Source organism: Chryseobacterium sp. HNCC26DJ239, from assembly GCF_057180445.1.
The window spans coordinates 242,314-267,090 of record NZ_JBXUGJ010000006.1 but is presented as its reverse complement, the minus strand read 5'-3'; the positions used below and the strand labels follow the sequence as shown (position 1 = coordinate 267,090).

The window sequence follows — 24,777 nt, the reverse complement described above, 5'->3', positions numbered from 1 at the left end:
TTATAAGATTATTAAATCAATAGTTTTCAAGTCTAGGTATTTATGCTTAATGCATTTTGCGATATAAATTTTTCTTTCAAAAAAATTTAAACGTTTTAGGTACGAGTTTCTTTCAAGTATGAAATTTGAATAATATTTTGTTTGTTTTACATCTTGGTGAGGGTTGAGTTCCTGATATTTTTCAACAACTTTTAAATTAGACCATACATGAGCTCTAAAATATTCATCATTTTTAGAAAGTGTTTCCTTGTTTTTGTTCGGTTGGTATCGAAGTCCATACACTTGTTTTTCGTGAAGACGATAGGTTGATAAAGCCTTTGGAATAAAGCCTAATTTATCTTGAGAACTTAGTTTTAATGCGATATAATAATCGTGGGCAAAAGTAAAATTTTTAAGTTGATGCTTTTCTAGACTTTTCTGTCTTATCGCTAAAGCACAACCCAAAATAAAACTTCCTTTTTTCATCAAATCAAGAAAAAGAACATTATTTTGAATGGAATTGATGATGCTTTGATAATCAATGTTTTTCCAGGCTAAATAATGGGTAGAGCCAACTTCTTCACCAATTAATCTTAAATCATGAAATACACCATCATATTGTGCGTTTTCCTCAAAATATTTTATAATTTCTTCAACTTTATTATGTTCCCAAGTATCGTCTTGGTCACTAATAATGATAATATCTTGTGTACATAGCTGAATGGCTTTCTCAAAGTTTTTAATGAATCCCAAGTTATTGTCATTCAAGAAAATCTTAATTTGGGAGTGTTTTTCTTGGTACTGAGTAATGATTTTCAGCGTTTCATCACTTGAAATGTCATCACAAATTATGATTTCATCAGGAATCACAGTTTGATTCAAAATAGAATCAAGCTGTTCAGCAATATATTGTTCTCCGTTATAGGTACAGAGTGCTACAGAGACTTTCATCGGTTGAAAAAGTTAGTATTATTACTGAAAAATTACTGAAAAATTACTGAAAAATGTCTTTAATTACTTCCAGATATGCTCTTCCCCATTTTCTACTAGGTTCAAGATAGTTTCCTTCTGCCCATTCATTCCAGGCGTTAATAAAAAATAGATTTTCTTCTTCACTATACGGAGTAAATAATTGAACTTTTTCCTGCAGCCATTTCTTAAATAATGTTGGCGTAGAATTTTTTAAAATGAAATAATTTTTAGCTTTTCTAGCACTGTTATCAAAACCAGGGCATACACAACTGTATACTTTATGGGTTTGTTGTTTGGTTTTGTGATATTCTATATCTGCTGTTATGAAGTCTACATAATCTATTATTTTACCTGATGTTTGGTTTTCTGTATTTTGGATGGGTAATAATTTTTTTTGCCAATGTTTAAAGCTTTGTTTAATGGTTTTAGCACTAATCTCATCTCGTAAAGATCTAAAGTTTTGCTTTTCAATTCTGGCTTTTTCACTTTGAATATCGCTGATAGTTTTTATTCCAGAATGTGGTTGAAATTCTATGCTTGCATCAATGTTCTGGGTTGTATATTCTGCTTTGTTTTCACCAAAGCTTTCTATTCTTGCGATATAAAGTTCAACACCATGTTTCAACGCTTCTTTTTTCCAAAGCGAAGCAATAGTATCAAAATCAGGGATGTTTGTAGTTCGGTAAACAGAAAAAATAGCTTTTCCATTAATCTTTATATATCTTTTATCTTTAAAAAAAGGGATAAGATATTGGATGTGCTTGATGTGGTCTTCAGTATTGCCATAATCTTGCTGCATTAAAATATTTTGATCTCCCCCATCCCAAACACGAGTCCAGTTTTCATTGGCCCAGCATAACATAAAAGGAAGATCCTCTTTGCTACTCTTTAGTTTTTCTTCTAAAGGTTTTTCAAGTAGAAGTTTTCCGTTAAACCAATAGTGATAATAACAAAATCCGTATATACCGTATTCTTTCGCTAATTTTTCTTGTGCAAGTCTAGATTCGGCAAGCCTTAAGTCATAAAAACCAAGATCTGAAGGAAGTTGAGGTTGATGATGTCCTTCAAATAAAGGTTTTGCTTTTGTAACGTTTGTCCATTCTGTAAAGCCTTTTCCCCACCATTCGTCATTTTCTGGAATAGGATGAAACTGAGGGAGGTGTATAGCAATAGGTCTTAATTTCATAATAGTGCTCTTTTGATTAGCAAAATGCAATAGCCTTTTTTGTTTGTGAAATTTTTGAGTTTTTTTAAAGGTAAAGTTTTAAACCCATGTTCAAGGATAATTTTTGTTTTATCATTTCGAAAATCGATGTCGATTATACGGTCACTTAATCCACCAGTATTATAATTAGCAATAATTTCATCAATATATTTTGTACGGATGTTTTTATTTAAAATTGCTCTAAGGTTAAAGTCGTAATCTGCTAATATTTTATATTTGAGATTATAGGTTCCTAGTTTTGAAAATATATTTTTATTAAAGAAAATGGCTTGATGTCCAATGTTTTTTGAAAGTATTTTTTCTCGAGTAAAGACACCATCATACTTTTCACCATATTTTTCAGAATGAATACATCCATAATAAAAATCAATTTCCTCGTTGTTATCATTAATATGATGAATTACGTTTAATAAAGTATTGGGAGAAAATAACGTATCATCACTCCCTAAAAAATAAATCCATTTGCTTTCTGCTTTTTCAATGCCTTTATTCATCGCATCATAAACTCCTGAATCTTTTTCGGAGAAAATCCTAATTCTTAGATCATTAAATTCCTTTATAATGTTTAAAGTATGATCATCAGAAATACCATCCATTATAAGAATTTCGTAATCGTAAAAAGATTGTTCTAAAATACTTTTGATGCTTTCTGAAATTGTTTTTTCAGAATTGTAGGTGGGTATGATGATTGAAATTAATGGCATGTTTTGAAGAAGTTTCCTTACTTAAAAATTAAAATTCTTGTTGTTTTTAAAAGATGAAGAAACTTTACATCTTTTTTATAAAAATTGCATCTGCTTGTAAAACTTTGTTATTTACAGGAGAGTTTAATTGTTCATAATTTCCTACATATTCAAATCCTAAAGCAAGTATTTTTTCATAAATCGTATTAAACTTTGGCTGCCCTTCATATAAATCATAAAAAGAAACCTCTGTAATAATCATAGCTGCCTCTTCTATAATTTTTTTTCCACCATCAATAACTTTGTCTTCAAAGCCTTGTACATCAAGCTTTACGAGGTAAGGCTTTTGTAGGTTTTCTACATTAAGAACTTCATCTAATCTTTTAATATTAATACTGATTTCAGTTTCTTGACGAGCAAAGTCGAAATGTTGCTTATGCTCACTAAGTTTTAGCATAGAAGAGCTGTCGGAAAATTCATTTAAATTAAAAGTTGTTTTTCCTTCGGAGTCGCCTAATGCGAAGTTAAATGATTGAAAGTTTGAATCTCCCTTAAAATTTTCTACAAGTTTTGAGTAAACCTCTAAAATAGGTTCAAAAGAAATAATAGTTGATGTGGGGAATAGGTTTCTGATTTTTTTTGCAAATTGTCCTGTATTGGCTCCAACATCAAGTATTGTGTTAAAGTGATATTCTTTTAACCACGCATGTTCTTTTTGGAATCTTGCATTTGGATCAGTTTTTGCTAATTGAGGTTTATTTGTAGATGTATTTCCTCCATTAATTATCTGGTGTATTTTCCTTAGAATTCTTTTAATCATAATAGTGTTTACAGTTTAGCAGATATTGATAATTAAATCTATTTAAACGAGATATTATTTAGTGAATTTATTTAAATAAAGATTTAAAAATCTCCCATTTTGATTTTTTAATATTGTTTGTAACAGGTTTGGGAGGATTAAATCTTAGACTAAATTTTTCTTGCCAATCTTCATTAATAATAGATCTAACATCGGTGGGAACACACATGATAACATCGTCTTGAATTGTTGTAAAATGATTAGGAAATAGTTCTTTTAAAGTACTGAAGATCTCATCAATCAATGGCCAGTCTTCTGATCTATGCGGTTTAGGGAGGGGACCCAAAAAACATCTGGCATCATCAATAAAAATGATAGGGTCTTTTAAATTTTTTAAAGCTTTTAGCTCATCTATTAGAGGGCATTCAGCATCTTTACCTCCTCCTCCAGTACACCAGTGTCCATCAAGCCAGAAGAATGATCTTCCTTCAATTTTGGGCATTAGCTCATTTAATGCGTATTTGCTATCTCCTACAATGAAATTTACATTTTTAGGACATTCTGGATTTGATGCAGTCTTTTTACTTATTTCTTCGTCAATTTCAATTGTATATACATTTGTAAAATAAGAGGCTGCCCAAAATGCTGTTCCTCCCATAAATGTGCCTGTTTCAATGAAGTTTTCTACTTGAATATTATTTACTATTTTTATTACAATATCTTTAGGTATTGAAAAGTTAATTATTCCCATGTATAGTGTTTTAATAAATTTAAATTTGTTTCCATTTACAATCCAAGAAAACGCACCCATAGTCTTGACCATCATAATTTTGCATGGATGATCCAGTTTCTTGAATTGTGAAATTTACAATTTCTTCCTCCGCAAAGAAGATATGACCTTTAGGCTCTCTTAATGCTACAGTTAGTTTATATGTATTAGGAACTAAGATACCTCGAGGAATTTTGCATAATATTATTATTTCTTCTGAATTAGAATCAAAATCTCTCAAATCAACTTGAGTTGAAAACACAGCTCTTTCTCGTTGGTCGTTTACTCTAAAAGCAATAAAACTTTTGTACTGGCTTTCTTTCCGAAGATGTATTTTAAAAAGTATAGAAACTTCATCATTGAAATTAAAGCTATTATTTTCTTTTAGGTTCTGATCAATAACTTTTATTTCTGTAATGGTGTTTGTCTTAATTTCATTGATAAATTTTCCAGTATCGGAAGAACCTCTAAATATGTACTTATCTATAGTGTCTTTTATAATTCCTTGGTGAATAACTTTACCATTTTCAAGAAGAATCCCTTTGTTACACAGAGTGTTTACTGCTGCAATATTATGGCTCACAAACAAAATCGTTCTCCCTTCGCCTTTTGTTACATCGCCCATTTTGCCGAGGCATTTTTTTTGGAATTCGGCGTCGCCTACGGCGAGAACTTCGTCTACGATAAGGATTTCAGATTCCAGATGCGCGGCAACTGCGAAAGCCAATCTTACGTACATTCCCGAAGAATATCTTTTTACCGGAGTGTCGATGTATCTTTCTACTCCTGAAAAATCTACAATTTCATCAAATTTTCTGGTGATTTCTTTTTTGGTCATTCCCAAAATGGCTCCATTAAGGAAAATGTTTTCACGACCCGTCATTTCTGGGTGAAAACCGGTTCCTACTTCCAAAAGAGAGGCAATTCTTCCGTTGGTATAGATATTTCCTGTCGTAGGTTTGGTTACTTTACTGAGAAGCTTGAGAAGGGTAGATTTTCCGGCGCCGTTTCTGCCGATAATTCCTACTGCATCGCCTTGTTCAATCTCAAAATTGATGTCGCGAAGAGACCAAACATAATCAGATCCTCCTTTTGAAGTTCTGTCGTTGGCTTCACCAATTTTTAAGTAAGGGTCTTCTTTACCTCTTACTTTGTGCCAAAAACGGTTAAGATCGTGGGTGAGGGTTCCCGTTCCAACCTGACCGAGTCTGTATTGTTTCGATATATTTTCTGCTTTTAAAGCTAACATGTGTTTTTATTTAAGATTCAAAATTGAATGATTCAAAGGATGAGATTCAAAACCTATCCGTTAAGAATTTTATTAATGAAGAATTCAATCTATTCATTATCTATTACTCATTGCCAATTACTTATTACTCATATCAAACCGTGTCGATAAAAGATTTTTCTGATTTATTAAAGATAACGATTCCTATCATTAGAACAATGATAATAAAGGCAAAACTTAACATAAGATTAGTTAAGTTGAAATCTCCGGATCCTATAAAACCGTATTTGAAGCACTCGAAAATAGGTGTTAAAGGGTTTAGATCTGCGATAAAGCCGTAGCTTCCCAATTGTCTTTTAACAAGTGAAGTGGGCAAAATTACAGGCGTAAACCACATGTAAAGAGTAACACCGAATCCCAAAAGGAGAGACAAATCTCTGTATTTTGTGGTGAGAGAGGAAAAAATCATTCCTAACCCTAGAGAAAATAATGCTAAAAAAATAATTAGTACGGGGAAGAATAATGCCCAAGAATTGGGCGTAACTTCGCCATTATAAATGTAAAATGCCAAAACAACCCAAAATAAAACAAGTTGGATGGCAAGTCGCATAAAACTTGAAATAATGGTAGAAATAGGCGTTACCAATCTTGGGAAGTAAACTTTACCAAAAATACCGGCATTGCCAGTAAAAATGTTAGAAACACTCAACATGGTGGTGCTGAAGTATCCCCAAAGCGTATTTCCTGCGAGGTAAAATAAGATGGGAGGGATACCATCTGTGGGTAGTTTGGCAATATTGCCAAATACAAGCGTGAAAACAATGGTCGTTAAAATGGGATTGATAAAAAACCAAAGAGGTCCTAAAATGGTCTGTTTGAATGAGGATACGAAATCTCTTTTTACAAACATGAAGACCAAATCTCGATATCGCCAAACTTCTTTTAAATTAAGTTGAAATATCGAGTGATTAGACTCAATAGTTTCTGTCCACTTTTGCTGTGGTTCATTCATTTGTGGGCTTTTTGTTTGCAAATTTATAATAATTTATTGATTTTGGCTTTCTTGGGTGATGAATAATTCTTTACATATAATGAAAAGAGTAGCTAAGATATTAATAATTTTAAACAAAAAAGCTACTGACTTTCGCCAATAGCTTTATATTTTATGGTAAGTTTGTTACTTCGTAACCAGTTTTTTAAGGTAAGCTCCGTAACCGCTTTTTCCGTATTTTGCTGCGGCTTCTAGCATCTGTTCTTCGTTGATGAAGCCATTTCTCCAAGCGATTTCTTCAATACATCCGATTTTGAAATCCTGTCTTTTTTCAATAACACGCACAAACTCTGATGCGTCGTGTAAAGAATCAAACGTTCCTGTATCAAGCCAAGCTGTTCCGCGGTCTAAAACGCCAACTTCTAGCTTTCCTTTGCTGAGGTACACGTTATTTACGTCTGTAATTTCAAGTTCGCCTCTTGGGGAAGGCTGTATGTTTTTGGCAATTTCTACCACTTCATTATCATAAAAATACAATCCTGGAACTGCATAATTAGATTTTGGCTGTAGTGGTTTTTCTTCAATAGAAATTGCTTTAAGTTGGTCATCAAATTCTACAACACCGTATCTTTCTGGGTCTGAAACATGATATGCAAAAACAACACCTCCTTCTGGATTGGTTTTATTTTTTAATAAAGTTCCCATTTCAGAACCGTAAAAAATATTATCTCCCAAAACTAAGGCTGCAGCATCATTTCCAATAAAGTTTTCACCAAGGATAAAAGCTTGTGCTAAACCATCCGGACTTGGCTGTACAACATATTCGATATTACAACCAATCTGTGAGCCGTCTCCTAAAAGTTTAATAAAACCTTCCTGATCATGCGGTGTGGTGATGATGAGAATATCTTTGATCCCTGCCAAAAGTAAAGTCGACAGTGGATAATAAATCATAGGTTTGTCGTAAACCGGCATCAGTTGCTTGCTTACGGCAATCGTAAGAGGGTAAAGTCTCGTTCCTGAACCTCCGGCTAATATGATTCCTTTCATCTTAATTTTGTTTTTCTATTTCTATTTCTTCTTTAATTTAATGATAAAGGGTTTCTAAAACGGAAGAGTTGATAAGAATAAATTCATCGTAAGTGTCAATTTTACCTTTTGATTTTTTGTAAATCGCTGTAATCGCTTTTAAATTCTCTTCGGGTATGGAAGAAAAAGTTAAAATTACAAAATCTCGAAAATCTTTATCAATAATTTTTTCAATTACAGCATCTCGTTTATCATAATCTACATGCCGTTTTTTGGATAAAGAATAAGTTACATAATATTCCATTCCTAGCCTCTCTAAATGTTTAATATAATTGGATTCCTTCAAGTAATCTTCTATTAATTCTTTATTGTAATCTTTTAAATTATATCTAGCGGGTAGAGGAGCTTGTGACTTTAAAACTACTGAACTTAAAGCAAATATTACGAAAAAAAATAATCTCATTTTAGTTATATTGTTTTTCGTAATATTTTTGGTAATCTCCAGAAGTTACATTTTCTAACCATTCTTTGTTTTCCAAAAACCAATCGATTGTTTTTCCTAAACCTTCTTCAAAAGTTACAGACGGTTTCCAACCTAAATCTTGATTCAGTTTTGTGGCATCAATAGCGTATCTTTTGTCGTGACCAGGTCTGTCTTTTACAAAAGTGATGAGTTTTTCAGAATAACCAGCTGGTTTTCCTAGTTTTTCATCCATTTGCTTAATCAATTCTTTCACCAAATCAATGTTTTGCCATTCGTTGAAACCTCCAATGTTGTACGTTTCTCCAGTTTTAGCTTCGTTAAAGATTTGATGAATTGCTTTCGCGTGATCAATTACAAAAAGCCAATCTCTTGTGTATTTCCCGTCTCCATAAATAGGAATCGGTTGCTCATTAATAATATTAGAAATACAAAGCGGAATCAACTTTTCTGGGAAGTGATTCGGACCGTAATTGTTTGAGCAGTTGGAAACGATAAAAGGCATTCCGTACGTATTTCCGTAAGATCTAACCAAGTGATCAGAAGCCGCTTTCGACGCAGAATATGGTGATTGTGGGTCGTACGAAGTTGTTTCCAGGAAAAAACCAGTTTCGCCTAAACTTCCGTATACTTCATCGGTTGAAACATGATAGAAAAGGTTGGTTCTTTTTTCGTTTGGAAATCTTCCGTGGGTATGATCTGGGTTTAACGTCCAGAATTCTTTACAAAGATTTAGAAGATTGGCAGTACCGTTTACATTGGTGTTGATGAACGCCATTGGATCGGTAATACTTCTATCCACATGAGATTCTGCAGCCAAATGTACTACTGCGTCTGGATTGTATTTTTCAAAAACCTTTCTTAGTTCTTCAGGTTTTGTAATATCCGCTTTTTCGAAAACGTAGTTGGGTTCGTTTTCAATATCTTTTAAATTTTCAAGATTTCCGGCGTAGGTAAGCGCATCAAGATTAATGATGGTGGTGTTTGGATTGTTTTTTACAAACTCTCTTACGACGTGTGATCCAATAAAACCGGCACCTCCGGTGATGATGATGTTTTTCATTTTCTATGCTATTAGCGAATGGTAAATTGCTTTTGGCGTTATTTTAAAATTTATCCTATCGTTTTTCTACCGATAGATTTGTAGAAGAATCCGTTCTGCTCCGGTACTTCTAATGGGAACATATTTCTTCCGTCGAAGATGGCTTTGTTTTTTAATTTTTTTCCTAAAAGGGTAAAGTTAGGGTTTTTAAACTCTGGCCATTCTGTAGCAATAAATAATGCATCTGCATTTTCAACAGCGTCGTACATCGTTTTAGCATAAGAAATTTGGTCGCCTAAAATTTTTCTTACATTTTCTTCCGCGATAAGGTCGTACGCAACTACTTTAGCGCCTTTGGATAATAGAAGTTGAATGTTGTCTAAAGATGAAGCTTCTCTAATATCGTCTGTATTTGCCTTGAAAGCAAGTCCCCAAACAGCAATTGTCTTCCCGGAAAGGTCTCCGTTGAAGTATTTTTCTATTTCTGAAACTAAAATTACTTTCTGAGAAATATTTACATTTTCTGTAGCTTCAAGAATTTGGAAATTGAAATCTTCGTCTTTACCAGATTTAATTAAAGCTTTAACGTCTTTCGGGAAGCAGCTTCCTCCGTATCCAATTCCTGGGAATAAAAAACGGTGGCCAATTCTGTCGTCGCTACCCATTCCAAGCCTTACTTTGTCTACATCTGCACCTACTTTTTCGCAGTAGTTTGCGATTTCGTTCATGAATGTAATTTTTACCGCTAAAAATGAATTAGCTGCATATTTTGTAAGTTCAGAAGATTTTTCATCCATGAAAATAATAGGAATCCCTGTATTAGTGAATGGCTGATAAATTTGAGCCATGATGTCTTTCGCCTTCTCGGAGCTTGATCCTACCACAACTCTCGCTGGGTTCATAGAATCCTCCACGGCAAAACCTTCACGTAAAAACTCTGGATTTGATACTACATCAAAAGGAATATCTGTTTTTGAAGCAATCACTTCTCTCACTTTATCAGCAGTTCCTACAGGTACAGTGCTTTTGTTGACGATTACTTTATAATCTGTCATCAGTTCACCAATGTCGTTGGCAACTTTCAAAACATAAGATAAATCTGCAGAACCATCTTCTCCGGGAGGGGTTGGAAGTGCTAAGTAAATAACATCACTTTTATCTAAAGCTTCTTTAAGTTGTGTTGTAAAGAAAAGGCGTTCTGCTTGTATGTTTCTAAGGAACATTTCTTCAAGGTTGGGCTCGTAGATAGGTACGATTCCTTGCTTCATTCCCTCTACTTTTTTTGCATCGATATCTACACAGTATACCGAGTTTCCAAGTTCTGCAAGTGTAGTTCCGGTCACCAATCCTACGTATCCTGTTCCTACAATGGTAATATTCAAAATTGTATGTTTTTAAAAATTTGGGACAAAAATACTAAAAATTGTTGCACAGTCTTTTTAATTTAACAAGATGTTGGTTTTACTTATTAAAAACATTTAAGATGTGGTGTCTGTTGCAGTAACAGCTCCGTCGTTCCAAATCCATTCTATTTTTTGGTAAACGAAAGATATTTCTTCGTATTCGGGAAGTGTTGCAAGCTCTGGGAGATTGTTATTGGGCATCGTAAATTTTATTTCTGAAATAAAGGCATTTGTTAGTTTTATTGTGTAATGTTGGTATTCTGTTCCTGTTGTTGTTTTTGGTAAGTTTTGTGCAGTCCAAAATTGAAGATCAAATTCTGTAATCATTTCATTGTTTGCCAATGCACTGTAGAGTAATGGGGTAGATTTATCGATGGGTTTTGTAATAATAAAAGGTTGGTGAACTCTCTTTCCACTTGCCAAACCTGAACGGCTGTCTCTTGGTGTAGAGATTTGGTGGTTTACGGCAATCACTTCAATTCTTTTTTCTTTTCCTTTTTTTACAACAGAGCCTTTTATTTCTCCTTGTTTTTGTCCTTTTAATTTTAAATATGCGTTAAGAGCCATAGTTATTGATTTTAGTTTTAGTAAATTTAGGTATAAATATCTGATTATTCAATAGTTAAAATGTTTTGTTGTTTGGTTTAATCTTCGTTTATGAATAAAACTTAATGATTCCTTTAATATCATATCTTTCTGATAATTAGACTTATTTGGATTTTCTTAAAAATTGTCTTATATTTGCAGAAGATTTACGGAAAAAATGGAAAGGCTTCTTAAAGAAAGCCTTTTTTCGTACAGTAAATCAGTGGAAAAATATTATGGAGTTTAAAAAAAGAATAGAAGAATTATTAAATGAGTTTCTCGCCACAAGAGAGGATCTTTTTTTAATTGATTTAAAGATTTCTGCAGGAGACGACATTACCGTTATTCTTGATGGTGACAATGGGGTTTCTGTTCAGGATTGTCTGGATGCGAGCCGCGCCATAGAATTTAATATGGATCGTGAGGAACACGATTTTAGCCTTCAGGTGATGTCTGCAGGATTAAGTGAGCCTTTGGCTACACCAAGACAGTTTCAGAAAAACATCGGCAGAGAAATTGAAGTGATGTTCGAGAATTCTGAGAAAATTGAAGGAGAATTAGCAAAAGTAGATGAAGAGAAAATTACTTTAATTCTTCGCTACAGAAAACCGAAAGACATCGGTAAAGGTAAAGTAGATGTAGTAGAGGAAAAAGAAATTTTGTACAGCGACATCAAAAAAGCACTGGTAGTAATTAAGTTTTAACTAAAAATGGTTGGTATTTGATTGAAAAAATCATGTATCTCCCATTATTTATCAATTATAATAATAGATATGGATAATATAGCGTTGATTGAATCCTTTGGTGATTTTAAAGACGAAAAAGGGATCAGTAAAATTGATCTCATGGCAATTATTGAAGATTCATTGAAGACTCTTTTAAGAAAAAGATACGATTCTGACGATCATTTCGATGTAATCGTAAACCCTGATAAAGGAGATTTTCAGATTTTCTTAAACAAAACAATCGTTGAAGACGAAATGTCTGAAGATGATGATTTGGAAATTGAAATTTCTGAAGCTAAAAAAATCGACCCAACTTTCGAAGTGGGTGAAGATTTTACAATGGAAATTCCTGTTGCGCAGTTAGGAAGAAGAAACATTCTTACTTTGAAGCAGATTTTGGCTACAAAACTTCAGGAGCACAACAATGCCATGTTGTACGATCAGTTTAGAGACCGTATCGGAGAGATTGTGGTTGGAGAAATTCATCACATTCGCCACAAGCACGTTATCCTTTTGGATGATGAAGGCAACGAGTTTATTCTTCCAAAAGAAAACCAAATTCCTTCAGACTTCTTTAAGAAAGGTGAAAACATTAGAGCAATCGTAGAAAGTGTTGATTTTAAAGGTTCTAAGCCTCAGATTATCATTTCAAGAACGGCTCCTAAATTCTTAGAGAAATTGCTTGAGCTTGAAATTCCAGAAATTCAAGACGGTACTATTATCTTGAAAAAAGTAGTGAGAATTCCTGGTGAAAAGGCGAAAATCGCTGTAGATGCTTACGATGATAGAATTGATCCTGTAGGAGCTTGTGTGGGTGTAAAAGGATCTAGAATTCATGGCGTTGTAAGAGAGTTGAGAAACGAAAACATCGATGTTATTCAGTGGGCTAAAACTCCAGAATTATTGGTGAAGAGAGCTTTAGGAAATGTTACCATCAATAAAATTGACATCAACGAAGAGACTAATTACGCTTTAGTGTACACTCCAGTTGAAGAGATTTCTAAAGTAATCGGTAAGCAAGGGCAAAACATCAGACTCGCTTCATGGCTAAGTGGTTTCGAAATTGATGTTTATAGAGAAGCCAGCGAAGATGATGATGTAGAATTAACAGAATTTGAAGACGATATCGAAGGATGGATTCTTCAGGAATTCAAGAAAGTAGGTCTTACAACTGCAAAGTCTGTTTTGGATAAAGAAACAAGCACATTGCTGAACATGGTAGATCTTGAAGAGGAAACTATTGAAGAAGTGAAGAAAATTCTTAAAGAAGAATTTGAAGACTAATTCAAAAGTGTAAATCTTAATAAAAAGTAAAAAGATACTTTAATTTTAAAAATTAAAAAAACAGTAAAAATATTAGATGCCAAAAATTAGATTAAATAAAGCGGTAAAGGAATTCAACATTTCAATGTCCAGATTAGTAGAATTTTTACAGTCGAAGGGTATTGAGGTTGAAAGCAATCCTAACGCTCAACTAGAAGAAGCGGCATATTCTGCATTGGAAGCTGAGTTTGCCAAAGATGGCGAGCAAAGAAAAGCTTCCCATGAGGTGGTAATCACCAAAGTTCCAGAAGAAAAACTGGAGATTGAGGAAAAGAAAACACCTGAAGTAATAAGAGCTAAATCAAACAGACCTGAAACTAAAATTTTAGGTAAAATAGATCTGGAAGGTAAAAAGCCTGAGCCAGAAGTGGTTACTCCGGAGCCACAACAAGTAGTAGAACCGGAAAAACCAAAAGAGCAACCAGAGCAAAAAGCAGCTCCGGAAAAACAAGAATTTAAAGTTCTTGATAAAATTGATCTTTCTCAGATTGAATCTAAAAATAGACCAGTGAAAAGAGACCAGCCAAAACAGGAAGAAAAGAAAGCGGAAGAAAAGCCAGCTCCAACTCCTGTAAAGGAAACTCCGAAGCCTGTGGTTGCAAAAGAAGAGGTAAAACCTGTTGTTGTAAATAAACCTGAAGAGGTAAAGCCTGCTCCTGTAGTAGAGCCTGAATCTCAGGAACCACAAAAAATAGAAACCGTTTACCAAAAACTAGACGGACCGAAAATTGTAGGTGAAAAAATCGACTTAACGCAATTTGCTTCTAAACCAGGACCAGGTGCTAAGAAAAAGCGTAAGAGAATTGAAAAGCCAGGTGGTAATAACCAACAAGGTGGAAACCAGCAAGGTGGTAATAACAACCAACAAGGTGGAAACCGTCCTCAAGGGCAAGGTGGACAAGGAAATCGCCCACAAGGTCAAGGTGGTCAAGGTGGAAATCGTCCAGGAGGACAAGGTCAAGGACAGGGTGGAAACCGTTTTGGAAACAACCAAGGAAACAGACCTCCAGGACAAGGCGGCCAAGGTGGAAACAGAGGTGGCTTCAACAGAGGTGGCCAAGGTGGAAACAGAGGCGGTCAAAGAACTATGCCTGTAGAGCTAACAGACGAGCAAGTTAAAAATCAAATCAAGGAAACCCTTGAAAAGCTTACTAATAAAGGAGGTAAATCTAAATCTGCTAAGCACAGAAAAGATAAGAGAACTTTCCGTAGAGAGCAAGACGAGCGTCAACAAGAGATGGACGCTGCAGACAGAACATTAAAAGTAACTGAATTCATCACAGTTGGTGAATTGGCTAGTTTAATGAATGTTTCTCCAACTGAGGTAATTTCTGCATGTTTCTCTTTAGGAGTTATGGTTACCATGAACCAAAGATTGGAAGCAGATACTTTATTGTTGGTAGCAGATGAATTTGGATATAAAATTGAATTCTCTGATGCTGATCTTGAAGATACAGATTCTGAAGATGATATCGATACGGAAGACAGCTTGTTGCCAAGAGCACCTGTTGTAACGGTAATGGGTCACGTAGACCACGGTAAAACTTCATTACTAGATTACATCAGAAAAACAAACGTAATTGCTGGTGAGTCTGGAGGTATTACACAGCACATTGGAGCTTATAATGTGAAGTTGGAAAATGGTCAAAGAATTACATTCTTAGATACTCCAGGTCACGAAGCGTTTACCGCGATGAGAGCGAGAGGGGCTCAAATTACAGATATTGCAATTATCGTAATTGCTGCCGATGATGATGTGATGCCTCAAACGAAGGAAGCAATTGCTCACGCGCAAGCTGCAGGTGTACCAATGATTATTGCCATCAACAAAGTAGATAAGCCAAATGCAAACCCGGATAATATTCGTCAACAGCTTTCAGGTTTAAATCCTTCGGTTTTAGTTGAAGAGTGGGGTGGAAATATTCAGGCTCAAGAAATCTCTGCTAAATTTGGTAACAATGTAGATCTTTTATTGGAAAAAGTGTTGCTTCAGGCAGAAATGCTTGAATTGAAAGCCAATCCAGATCGTACTGCAAACGGAGTTGTTATTGAAGCTTCTCTAGATAAAGGTAGAGGTTATGTAGCAACAATGTTGGTACAAACGGGAACTTTAAAGGTTGGAGATTATGTTGTAGCAGGTAAAAACCACGGTAAAGTAAAAGCTTTGCTTGATGAGAGAGGTAAAAATCTTAAAGAAGCAGGTCCTTCAATTCCGGCAACCATTTTAGGTTTAGACGGAGCGCCTACTGCAGGTGATAAATTCAGAGTATATTCTGACGAAAGTGAAGGTAAAGCTATCGCAAATAAGAGAGAGCAGTTACAGAGAGAATTGTCTATCAGAACTAAAAAACATACAACACTTGAAGAATTGGGTAGACGTATCGCTCTAGGTGAATTTAAAGAGTTGAACATTATCCTTAAAGGTGACGTAGATGGTTCTGTTGAAGCACTTTCTGATCAGTTGCAAAGACTTTCTACAGAAGAAATCAGCGTGAAGATTCTTCACTCAGGTGTAGGTCAGATCACTGAGTCTGATATCAACTTAGCGGCGGCTTCTGATGCAATTATCATCGGATTCAACGTAAGAGCGGGTGCAAATGCAAAAGAACTTGCAGATCGTGAAGAAATTGAAATCAGAACCTATTCTGTAATCTATAAAGCAATTGACGAGGTTAAAGAAGCAATGGAAGGAATGCTTTCTCCTGAAATTCAAGAGCAGGTAATTGGTAACGTAGAAATCCGTGAAGTATTCAAGATTTCTAAAGTAGGATCAATTGCAGGTTGTATGGTTCTTACAGGAAAAGTAACCAGAAACTCTAAGATTCGTCTATTAAGAGATGGAATTGTGAAATTCGATGGAGAACTAGAAAGTTTAAAACGTTTCAAAGACGACGTAAAAGAAGTAACCAAAGGGTACGAATGTGGTCTTAACTTGAAAGGTTATAACGATATTGAACAAGGCGACATTCTTGAAGTTTACGAAGAAGTAGCGGTAAAGAAAAAGCTGAAATAGAGTTATTTATAGCATAAAATTAAAAGCCACTCTCAACTTGAGAGTGGCTTTTTTAAACACTTTATGTTAATTTATAACGTTTCTAAATAATATTTTTAAGATTAGTTAAAAACTGTTAAATTCAGGATACTACGTGGAACTTTTGTATTAATGAGCTATTTATGATTGTCTAAATTGTTGTATTAATAAATATGTAGAGTGATGATAATTGAAATAGAGTAGAAATTATGCATTTGTTTTAGATTTGTTATTTGCTATATTAATTATTTTTAACATATTTGTCACGTTAAATATTAAAATTTTGTTAATATGAATGTGAAATTAAAGGTGCTAACTGCGGGTGTATTGTTCTTTCTGGGGCAAACGGTTGTTGCACAGCAGAAGCCCAAAGACACTGCTGCTAAAGAGTCTGAGATCGAAGAAGTTGTTTTGGTCGGATATAGCACAGTGCCAAAAGAAAGTTATGTTGGAACTGCTTCAAAGGTAGATTCTAAGGCGATTGATGCGAAAAATGTTTCGTCTGTTAGCCAAGCTTTGGCTGGTGAGGCAGCTGGAGTTAGGGTGATTAATACTTCTGGGCAGCCAGGTACTGATGCTACTATTAGAATTCGTGGTTTTGGTTCTGTAAATGGTAATAGAAGTCCTTTATATGTATTGGATGGTGTGCCTTTTACGGGTAATGTTAGTTCAATTAATCCAGAAGATATTGAAAATACAATTATTCTTAAAGATGCAACAGCTACATCTATTTACGGTGCAAGAGGTGCAAATGGAGTTGTTGTAATTAATACAAAAAAAGGACGTGCTAATAAGTCAATTATTCAGCTAGAGTCAAAAGTTGGTTTTAACATGGCGTTGCTTCCAAGATATGAAACCATCAAATCTCCGGAAGAGTATGCTTCATTAAGTTGGCAGGCACTTCGAAATAGAGGGCGTTTGTTGGGTAATGCTAATCCTACTGCTTATGCTAATTCAAACCTATTTGGAACAGCGGGGATTAATGCAAATTACAATATTTGGGGTACACCGGCAACTCAATTAATTGATCCAAATACAGGAATGGTAAGGCCTGGTTCTAGTCGAATTTATGATCCTGAAAATTGGGAAGATTATGCATTTCAGACATCTTCAAGAACTGAAAATAACTTGAGCATTAGTGGTGGCACTGGAAAAACAACTTACTATACCAACATTGGATATTTGGATGATGAAGGCTATTCAATCAATTCGGATTTTGAAAGATATAATGGTAGATTGAATTTAACTCACCAAGCGAGACCTTGGTTGAAGGGAGAATTCAATTTAGGATACGCTTATTCAAAGGCTAATCGTAATGGGCAAACAAGTGATTCAGGAAGTATATTTTGGTTTGTAGATAATATTCCATCAATCTATCCTTTATTTTTAAGAGATGCTAATGGAAATAAAGTAGCTGATCCATACTTTGGAGGGTATCAGTACGATTATGGTGAGGTTGCTGGAAGAGGATTCGGTGCTTTAACAAACTCTATTGCAGATGCTACTTACAACCAGAACAAGTTTTTGAAACATGAAATAAATGCAAACATGTTTTTAAAGGCTGACATCACTAAGTTTTTAAGCTTTGAAACAAGATTAGGGGGGCAATATTATAACAATAGTAACGATCAACTTACAAACCCATTCTATGGTAGTGCGGCTAGCCAAAATGGATATATTTTTAAATCAAAAACTGAATTGATGGCCTACAACTGGTTGCAATTGTTAAGATTTAATAAAAGATTTGGAGATCACAATGTTCAGGCATTTGCTGCACACGAAAGTAATAGTTGGGAGCAAAAATACCTTTCAGCTGGTAGACCTAATATTATTGATATGATTCCTGAATTGAACATGGGGATTGGAGAATCTCAATCGAGTTCTTATATCAATAATTATGCTTTGGAAAGTTACTTTGGAAATGTTACCTACGATTACCAAGGCAAATACTTCTTTAATGGAACAATTAGACGTGATGGTTCTTCAAGATTCTTAACAGATAAGTGGGATACTTTTGCTTCTGCTGGTTTAGGATGGTTAGTTTCTAAAGAGAATTTCTTAGCAGATAATAAATTTATCAAAAACTTAAAACTAAAAGCTAGTTACGGTACCGTTGGTGATCAAGGTGGTGTAGGATTTTATGCAGGATATAATGTATATAACCCAGGTAACTTCATGGGACTTCCGGGAGCTACTTTTGATAGAAATGGTTATCCAGACTTAACTTGGGAAAAAGCTAATATTTTCCAAACAGGTATTGAATTAGGTTTGTTTAAAAGAAATATAATAGAGCTTGAAGTAGACTATTATAGAAAGGCTACTAATAATTTGATTTTTGATAACAGATTAGCTCCTTCTACAGGAAATGCTATAATTAGAGTAAATGATGGTGTATTAATTAATCAAGGGATTGAATTTACGGTTAAAACACATATTATTGATAAAAAAGATTTCTATCTAGATTTTGGCTTTAATGGTGAGTATCTACATAATGAAATTACAAAAATGCCTTATGATGTTGCTGCAGGGAAAGATAAATTATTGGATTTGTCAGAAGCAGGTTATGGAAGAGCTGCTGGAAGATCTCAATATGATTATTATATGAGAGAGTATGCAGGTGTTAATTCTGCTACAGGTGCAGCTCAGTGGTATGTGAATTATGTTGATAATAATGGGAATGGTGCATTTGATGCAGGAGAGCAAATTGCTTCTCTGTACGAATATCAGACTTTGAATCCAAATGCGGATATAAGACAAGGTGTTACAGAAGTGTATTCTCAAGCGACACAGAAATTTTTAGATAAATCAGCAATTCCTGACTTAAGAGGTGCGTTTAATTTTGATTTTGGATATAAATCTTTCACATTTGGAATTCAATTCCTCTATAGTATTGGAGGTTATTCTTATGATGGTCTTTATGCGGGATTAATGAATAACTCACAGGTTGGAAATAATAACTGGCACAAAGATATTTTATCTAGATGGCAAAATCCTGGGGATGTAACTGATGTTCCAAGGATGTCTTCTAATTACACAGCAGATGTAAATACAAATGCAAGATCAAGTAGGTTCTTGGTTAAATCTGATTTCTTAGCTTTAAACAATGTAAGACTTGGATACTCGCTTCCTCAAAACTATATTAAAGCTATTGGATTAAGTGGATTAAATTTATTTGTGAGTGGTGATAATCTTTGGATTACGACAAAAAGAAAAGGATTCAATCCTAGTGCAAGCGAGACAGGTGCATCTAGCACATATGCGTATGCTCCATTATCTACGATAACATTTGGAGCTAAAATTAACTTTTAATTTAATTAGAAATGAAAAAGATATTATTATTATCAGGTTTAGCACTAGCAACTCTTACTATATCTTGTCAAGACGAGTTTCTTGAAAGTGCTCCTACTGAAACAATTGGAGATGCTCCACTTCAAGTAAAACTTAATGGTATTTATCTAATGATGATAAATACAGGTACAGGAGGAACAACTAATCATGATGATTTTGGACAAAAAGGTTACGATATTTATAGAGATTTGATGTCTCAAGATATGGTGTTAGAAGGTCTTAATTATGGGTGGTATTCTAATCTTGCTAATTTTGCTTCACAAGTAGATTTTACTCGAACAGAAAATTATAAACCTTGGAGATATTATTATAGAGTAATAGCCGCAACAAACGATGTAATCGATGGTTTGGGTGGGACTGATTATGTTCCAACAACAGATTCTGAAAAGTCTGCAATGGGCCAAGCTAAGGCGTTAAGAGCTCATGCTTATTTTAATTTGATGCAATTATATACTAAGAATTATAATCCATCGGAAGCTGCAATCCCTATGTATTTAAAATCTCAATTACCGGCTGCTCCCAAATCTACACAAAAGCAAGTCTACGATCAGATTATTGATGATTTAACAAAGGCAGTACAGTATTTAAACGGCTTTCAGAGAGAAAATAAAGGGATGGTCAACCAAGCAGTTGCAAAAGGAATGTTAGCTTACGCTTATGCAGCAACAGAACAATATGCATTGGCAGCGACCACTTCTAAAGAGGTTATGAATAATTATGGGTTTCCTATTACGACTAAGCAACAGGCAATTAGAATGGTTCATACTGCAGGTTCTACTGCTTCAGGTGGAGGTTTCAACTCATTAGATACTCCAAGTTGGATGTGGGGAATGGATCTTGCAGTTGTTAATGGTTTAGATCTGATTAGCTGGTGGGGTCAAGTAGATGTATTTACTTATAGCTATGCTGGGGTTGGAGACCGTAAAGGAATTGATCTAGGATTGTATAATAGTATGAGAACAGATGATGCAAGACGTAATCAATTTGTTGGTACTGCAACTAATTATCCAGGTAACAAATTTTTTGATCCAGGAAGAGTTAGTATGGGACAAAGACAAGTTATTACAGATTATATCTATATGAGAGTTGATGAGTTTCATTTATTAGCCGCTGAGTCTTTAGCAAAATCTAATCAAGAAACAGAGGCGAAAACTATTCTTAAAGCTTATTTGCAAAATAGGATTACAGACGTATCTTATATTGATGCATTGAGTGGAGTAGCACTTCAAAATGAAATTTATAAGAACACTCGTTTAGAATTTTGGGGCGAAGGTAAGTCTTACTTCGCTATGAAAAGAAATAAAGGTGCTGTCACCAGAGGATCAAACCACTTATTCTTAGCTGGGCAAACTTTCCAATATGATGATGAGAGAATGTATTTAAAAATCCCTCAAGAAGAGATTTTAAATAATCCTCATTTCTAATATGAGTTATTTGTAATATATTTTGTTTAAAATAAATTTTTATTACTATAGTTAATAATTATTTAAAAAATGAATTATATTTTTTATATCATATTTTTGAATTATTTTTTATACAAACCCTGCTTTTATGAGCAGGGTTTTTTATTGGGCTTTATTTCTTATTTTTGCCAAGCAAATCTGTTTAAACGATTTGATTAATTTGAACTCAATGAAATACATATTTCTTATTATATTTTTTATCGGAGCTTTTGGCAAGGCTCAAATCATCACAGATTCTTTAGGGAAAAAGTCGAATGATACCATTATTGTAGATTCAGGAAAAAAAGATTCTTTAGAGATTTTTAAACCAACGATCAACGATTATCTTATTCAGAAGCAGTTTGCGACTAAAAAGGTGTTCGATACAGTTCTTACCTTTGATAAAACATATATCTTTTCTCAATACAACAATAGAGATAATTTTGGGAGAGTTCAGTTTTCTAATATTGGGGCAGGCTTTAATCCGCTGTCTTATGAAACAATGGCTGAACAGAACTTATCACTGTTGCCAACAAACAAAGGATACAATATTTTGAATGCAGATGATGTCCTTTACTATGATGTAAAAACACCTACTGCAAGTTTCATTTATCATAATGCTATGAAAAATGGAGCCGCATTGCGATCAACTTATACTCAGAATATCGGGAAAAGATTCAATTTTGCACTTGAATATAGCGGATTGCGTTCTCAGGGAATTTACAGAAATAATCTCGCTTCTAATAACAATACCATTTTTTCAGGACATTATACTTCTAAAAAAGGAAACTATGAATTGTTTGCGCACTATCTTCATCAGAACGTAAACAATCAGGAAAATGGAGGTATCGTAGAAGACAATCTTTTTCAAGCAGGCGATTCAAACTATCGTAATAAATGGAATGCTCAGGTAAATCTTGATGGCACCAGTTCGCAGTTTTCTTACAGAAGATATTATCTAAGTCATCAGTTTACGCCTTTTAACTCAGAAAAATTTCCTTTTAGAATAAGACATACTTTATCACATCAAGGCAATAAGTACTATTATACACAGGCTGCAGCAGACGATTATTGGTACGACGCTTCCAGCGAATTGGTGAGCGGCTTTCTGCCTTCCACTAAAAAATATTCAGACAACTTCAGTAATACCGTAAGTTTGGTTTTCGATAATGAAAAATTTAAACTTGATGCAGGTGTAAGATATCAAATGCTAAAATTTGGGTTGAATGAGAATACAATCTCCACAGTTTCGGTTCCAGGTGAAATTAAAGAAAGCAGAGTTGGGGCTGTCGGAAATTTGCAAATCAACCTTTTTGATAAAGTGGCGGTAAAATCTTTCTTAGAATTTTCTAACGGAAGCGAATTTGGAAGTTACCTTAAAACGACCAATACGCTCAAATTTGAGCCTATTAAAGATTATTTTGTAGATGCACACATCAATTTCCAAAGTGCCACACCGTCATTTAACTATTTAGCAAATACGTCAATTTACAGAAAATATAATTATTTCCTTCAGGATCCTAAAAATCAAGTGATCATGGATGTTGGTGGAAGTGTAAATTTAAAATGGTTCAAAACACAGCTTTTTGCCAACTATTACAGAATCGATAATTATGCGTATTTCAACTCAGATGCACAGCCGTTACAAAGCAATGGTTCTGTAAATATTTCTCAGATTGGTGGCGATGCTACATTTAGTTTTGGTAAATTTCACTTAAATACAAGAATGCAGTTTCAAGATGTGTTGTCTAACAGTGAATTGCTTCCTTTGCCAAATTTTATCGGAAGAGGAAATATTTTCTTCCAATCCAAAGCATTTAAAGGCGCTGCAGAAGTACAAACAGGTGTGAAAGTGTATTATTTCAGCAAATTTTCTTCAAGAGAATATTTCCCGATTTTAAATGAATATATTCTTCCTGGAGCAAATTCTTTTGCGATTGGTGGAAAGCCAATTGCGGACGTTTACTTTAATATGAAGGTGAAAAAAATGTTTTTCTTCATCGAAGGTCAACAAATCGGAAACTTAATTAGCCCAAACACAGCCTATGCTTTCCCGCATTATCCTGTGTATGATTTCAGATTAAATATCGGAATCGTTTGGTATTTGTTCAACTAAAAACAACAAAGTTGAAAACAATAAAAGCATTAGATTTTAAAAATATAGAAAGCATTCCGCAGCTTATCAAAGACTTTATCGGTAAACAAATCGAGGGGTTTGAAGCGGATACTTTTTCAAAGGAAAACTTCCAACAGAAAATTCAAGACAAAAAAATGTCTTTCTCAGAAGAGCAAAGAACGATTTTGTTTCATGAATTGCAAAGGCAGCTTTCGGGCATTACGCTTTCAGAACGTCAGCAAAAAAATCTGGAAAGTCTGAAAGATCCGCAAACCTTTACCATTACAACTGGGCATCAACTTAATTTGTTTACAGGGCCGGCTTTTTTCATTTACAAAATTTTGCAAACGGTAAAAACCTGCCTTCTTTTGAAGGAGCAATTTCCTGAGCAAAACTTTGTTCCTGTCTATTGGATGGCTTCTGAAGACCACGATTTTGCGGAGATTAATCATTTTAAAACGAAGAATAATTTCTACGAAATCAACGAAAATAGTGGAGGTGTCGTTGGTAAAATTCAACTTTCGGACACGCATTTTATTTCTGAATTTGAAACTGAATTTAAAGATTGTGTTTTCGGAACCGAACTTGTTTTGATGCTGAAAGAATCGTATCAAGCTGGAAAAACGTTAACGGAAGCGATTCGTATTTTAGTCAACAGATTGTTCTCAAACTACGGCTTGTTGATTGTTGATGGGGATGCAAAAGCCTTAAAACAGCAAATGATTGAAATTTTTGAAGAAGAAATTCTTCAATCTTCGTTGTCGGAAAGTGCAAAAGAAAAGGTTGATTTTTTAACCAAAAATTACGGAAAAGTACAGGTAAATCCGCGTGAGATAAACTTATTTTACCTTTCGGAAACGAGAAACAGAATAGATCCTTTCCAGGAAAGATTTTTAGTAAATGACACTGAAATTTCTTTTTCTAAAGAAGAAATCATCAATGAATTGAAAAGTGCACCGGAAAAATTCAGTCCGAATGCTTTGATGCGACCTGTGTATCAGGAAAAAATTCTTCCCAACTTGGCTTACATCGGCGGAAACGCAGAAATTATGTATTGGTTGGAACTGAAAGATTATTTTACATCGCTTCAAATTCCTTTCCCAATTTTGATTCCGAGAAATTCTATGCTGTTTTTGGAAGAAAAAATACTGAATAAAGTTGGTAAACTAAATTTAGATATTGAAGATTTCTTTGGAAATTTCACCAAGATTACCAATCGCAAAATTTTGGATAATAATGAAATTTTGTCTTCCTTGGAAGCCCAAGAAAATTTCTTGAAAATCCATTTTGAAAACCTTAAAAACCTATCCGAAAAAACTGAGAAATCTTTCGGAAATATGGTGAAAGGAGAAGAGGTAAGACAGCTAAAATCATTTCTAAGATTAAAGAAAAGATTATTGAAAGCAGAAAAAACAAAGCAAGGCGAATTGTTGGATAGACTTGAAAATCTTTTTATAGAAATTAATCCTGCAAAGATTTGGCAAGAAAGGGTTTATAATTTTAGTGTATTTTTTGCAGACCATGGGAATGAGTGGCTTGAGACTTGCTTCAAAGAAATGAATGTGGAACAATCCCAACTGATAATTGTTGCCATTTAATTTTAAAG

The 24,777-nt window shown here is 34.2% G+C and carries 19 protein-coding genes; 7 read left to right on the top strand and 12 right to left on the bottom strand.

The genetic code is table 11. The features are described 5' to 3' along the window. The 12 genes from AC2A1D_RS14830 to tssD form a co-directional block, all read right to left on the bottom strand. Entirely contained in the window at positions 1–930 is a 930-nt protein-coding gene (locus AC2A1D_RS14830; RefSeq protein WP_484044351.1) for a glycosyltransferase, read from the bottom strand. Between the two features lie 43 nt (positions 931–973). After that, positions 974–2,137 (bottom strand): glycosyltransferase WbsX family protein, encoded by a 1,164-nt coding sequence (locus tag AC2A1D_RS14825; RefSeq protein ID WP_484044350.1) that lies wholly within the window; start codon positions 2,135–2,137, stop codon positions 974–976. Next, positions 2,134–2,880, bottom strand: a complete 747-nt coding sequence (locus AC2A1D_RS14820) for a glycosyltransferase family 2 protein (protein WP_484044349.1) — start codon at positions 2,878–2,880, stop codon at positions 2,134–2,136. The genes AC2A1D_RS14825 and AC2A1D_RS14820 overlap by 4 nt, the downstream gene beginning before the upstream one ends. A 64-nt stretch (positions 2,881–2,944) precedes the next feature. After that, positions 2,945–3,679, bottom strand: coding sequence for an FkbM family methyltransferase (locus tag AC2A1D_RS14815; protein ID WP_484044348.1), 735 nt, complete (start codon positions 3,677–3,679; stop codon positions 2,945–2,947). Between the two features lie 67 nt (positions 3,680–3,746). Continuing rightward, positions 3,747–4,409, bottom strand: a complete 663-nt coding sequence (locus AC2A1D_RS14810; protein ID WP_484044347.1) for a class I SAM-dependent methyltransferase — start codon at positions 4,407–4,409, stop codon at positions 3,747–3,749. Between the two features lie 19 nt (positions 4,410–4,428). Continuing rightward, the gene (locus AC2A1D_RS14805; protein WP_484044346.1) at positions 4,429–5,676 is read right to left on the bottom strand and encodes an ABC transporter ATP-binding protein; all 1,248 of its coding nucleotides are present in this window, start codon (positions 5,674–5,676) and stop codon (positions 4,429–4,431) included. 133 nt (positions 5,677–5,809) lie between these two features. Then, entirely contained in the window at positions 5,810–6,667 is an 858-nt protein-coding gene (locus AC2A1D_RS14800; RefSeq protein WP_484044345.1) for an ABC transporter permease, read from the bottom strand. A 165-nt stretch (positions 6,668–6,832) separates the two neighbouring features. Beyond that, positions 6,833–7,696, bottom strand: a complete 864-nt coding sequence (gene rfbA, locus AC2A1D_RS14795; RefSeq protein WP_484044344.1) for a glucose-1-phosphate thymidylyltransferase RfbA — start codon at positions 7,694–7,696, stop codon at positions 6,833–6,835. 37 nt (positions 7,697–7,733) lie between these two features. Then, positions 7,734–8,138, bottom strand: coding sequence for a hypothetical protein (locus AC2A1D_RS14790; RefSeq protein WP_484044343.1), 405 nt, complete (start codon positions 8,136–8,138; stop codon positions 7,734–7,736). A 1-nt stretch (position 8,139) separates the two neighbouring features. Then, positions 8,140–9,219: a dTDP-glucose 4,6-dehydratase gene (gene rfbB, locus AC2A1D_RS14785; protein WP_484044342.1), complete on the bottom strand. Its 1,080-nt coding sequence runs from the start codon at positions 9,217–9,219 to the stop codon at positions 8,140–8,142. A gap of 50 nt (positions 9,220–9,269) precedes the next feature. Beyond that, entirely contained in the window at positions 9,270–10,580 is a 1,311-nt protein-coding gene (locus AC2A1D_RS14780) for a UDP-glucose dehydrogenase family protein (protein WP_484044341.1), read from the bottom strand. A 96-nt stretch (positions 10,581–10,676) separates the two neighbouring features. After that, positions 10,677–11,168, bottom strand: coding sequence for a type VI secretion system tube protein TssD (gene tssD, locus AC2A1D_RS14775; protein ID WP_484044340.1), 492 nt, complete (start codon positions 11,166–11,168; stop codon positions 10,677–10,679). 254 nt (positions 11,169–11,422) lie between these two features. Between tssD and rimP the strand changes: the two genes are divergently transcribed. The 7 genes from rimP to bshC all read left to right on the top strand — a co-directional run bounded on the left by rimP (position 11,423) and on the right by bshC (position 24,769). After that, positions 11,423–11,890 carry a ribosome assembly cofactor RimP gene (gene rimP, locus AC2A1D_RS14770; protein ID WP_484044339.1) on the top strand — a complete coding sequence of 156 codons (468 nt, stop codon included), beginning with the start codon at positions 11,423–11,425 and terminating at the stop codon, positions 11,888–11,890. A gap of 69 nt (positions 11,891–11,959) precedes the next feature. Then, on the top strand, positions 11,960–13,195 hold the full coding sequence (gene nusA, locus AC2A1D_RS14765; RefSeq protein WP_484044338.1) for a transcription termination factor NusA: 1,236 nt from the start codon (positions 11,960–11,962) through the stop codon (positions 13,193–13,195). A 76-nt stretch (positions 13,196–13,271) separates the two neighbouring features. Further along, positions 13,272–16,247: a translation initiation factor IF-2 gene (gene infB / locus AC2A1D_RS14760; protein ID WP_484044337.1), complete on the top strand. Its 2,976-nt coding sequence runs from the start codon at positions 13,272–13,274 to the stop codon at positions 16,245–16,247. A 327-nt stretch (positions 16,248–16,574) separates the two neighbouring features. Next, positions 16,575–19,574, top strand: coding sequence for a SusC/RagA family TonB-linked outer membrane protein (locus tag AC2A1D_RS14755; RefSeq protein WP_484044336.1), 3,000 nt, complete (start codon positions 16,575–16,577; stop codon positions 19,572–19,574). A gap of 11 nt (positions 19,575–19,585) precedes the next feature. Beyond that, the gene (locus AC2A1D_RS14750) at positions 19,586–21,037 is read left to right on the top strand and encodes a RagB/SusD family nutrient uptake outer membrane protein (protein WP_484044335.1); all 1,452 of its coding nucleotides are present in this window, start codon (positions 19,586–19,588) and stop codon (positions 21,035–21,037) included. 208 nt (positions 21,038–21,245) lie between these two features. After that, entirely contained in the window at positions 21,246–23,171 is a 1,926-nt protein-coding gene (locus tag AC2A1D_RS14745) for a putative porin (RefSeq protein WP_484044334.1), read from the top strand. Positions 23,172–23,182: 11 nt separating this feature from the next. Further along, entirely contained in the window at positions 23,183–24,769 is a 1,587-nt protein-coding gene (gene bshC / locus AC2A1D_RS14740) for a bacillithiol biosynthesis cysteine-adding enzyme BshC (RefSeq protein ID WP_484044333.1), read from the top strand. Positions 24,770–24,777: the final 8 nt, after the last annotated feature.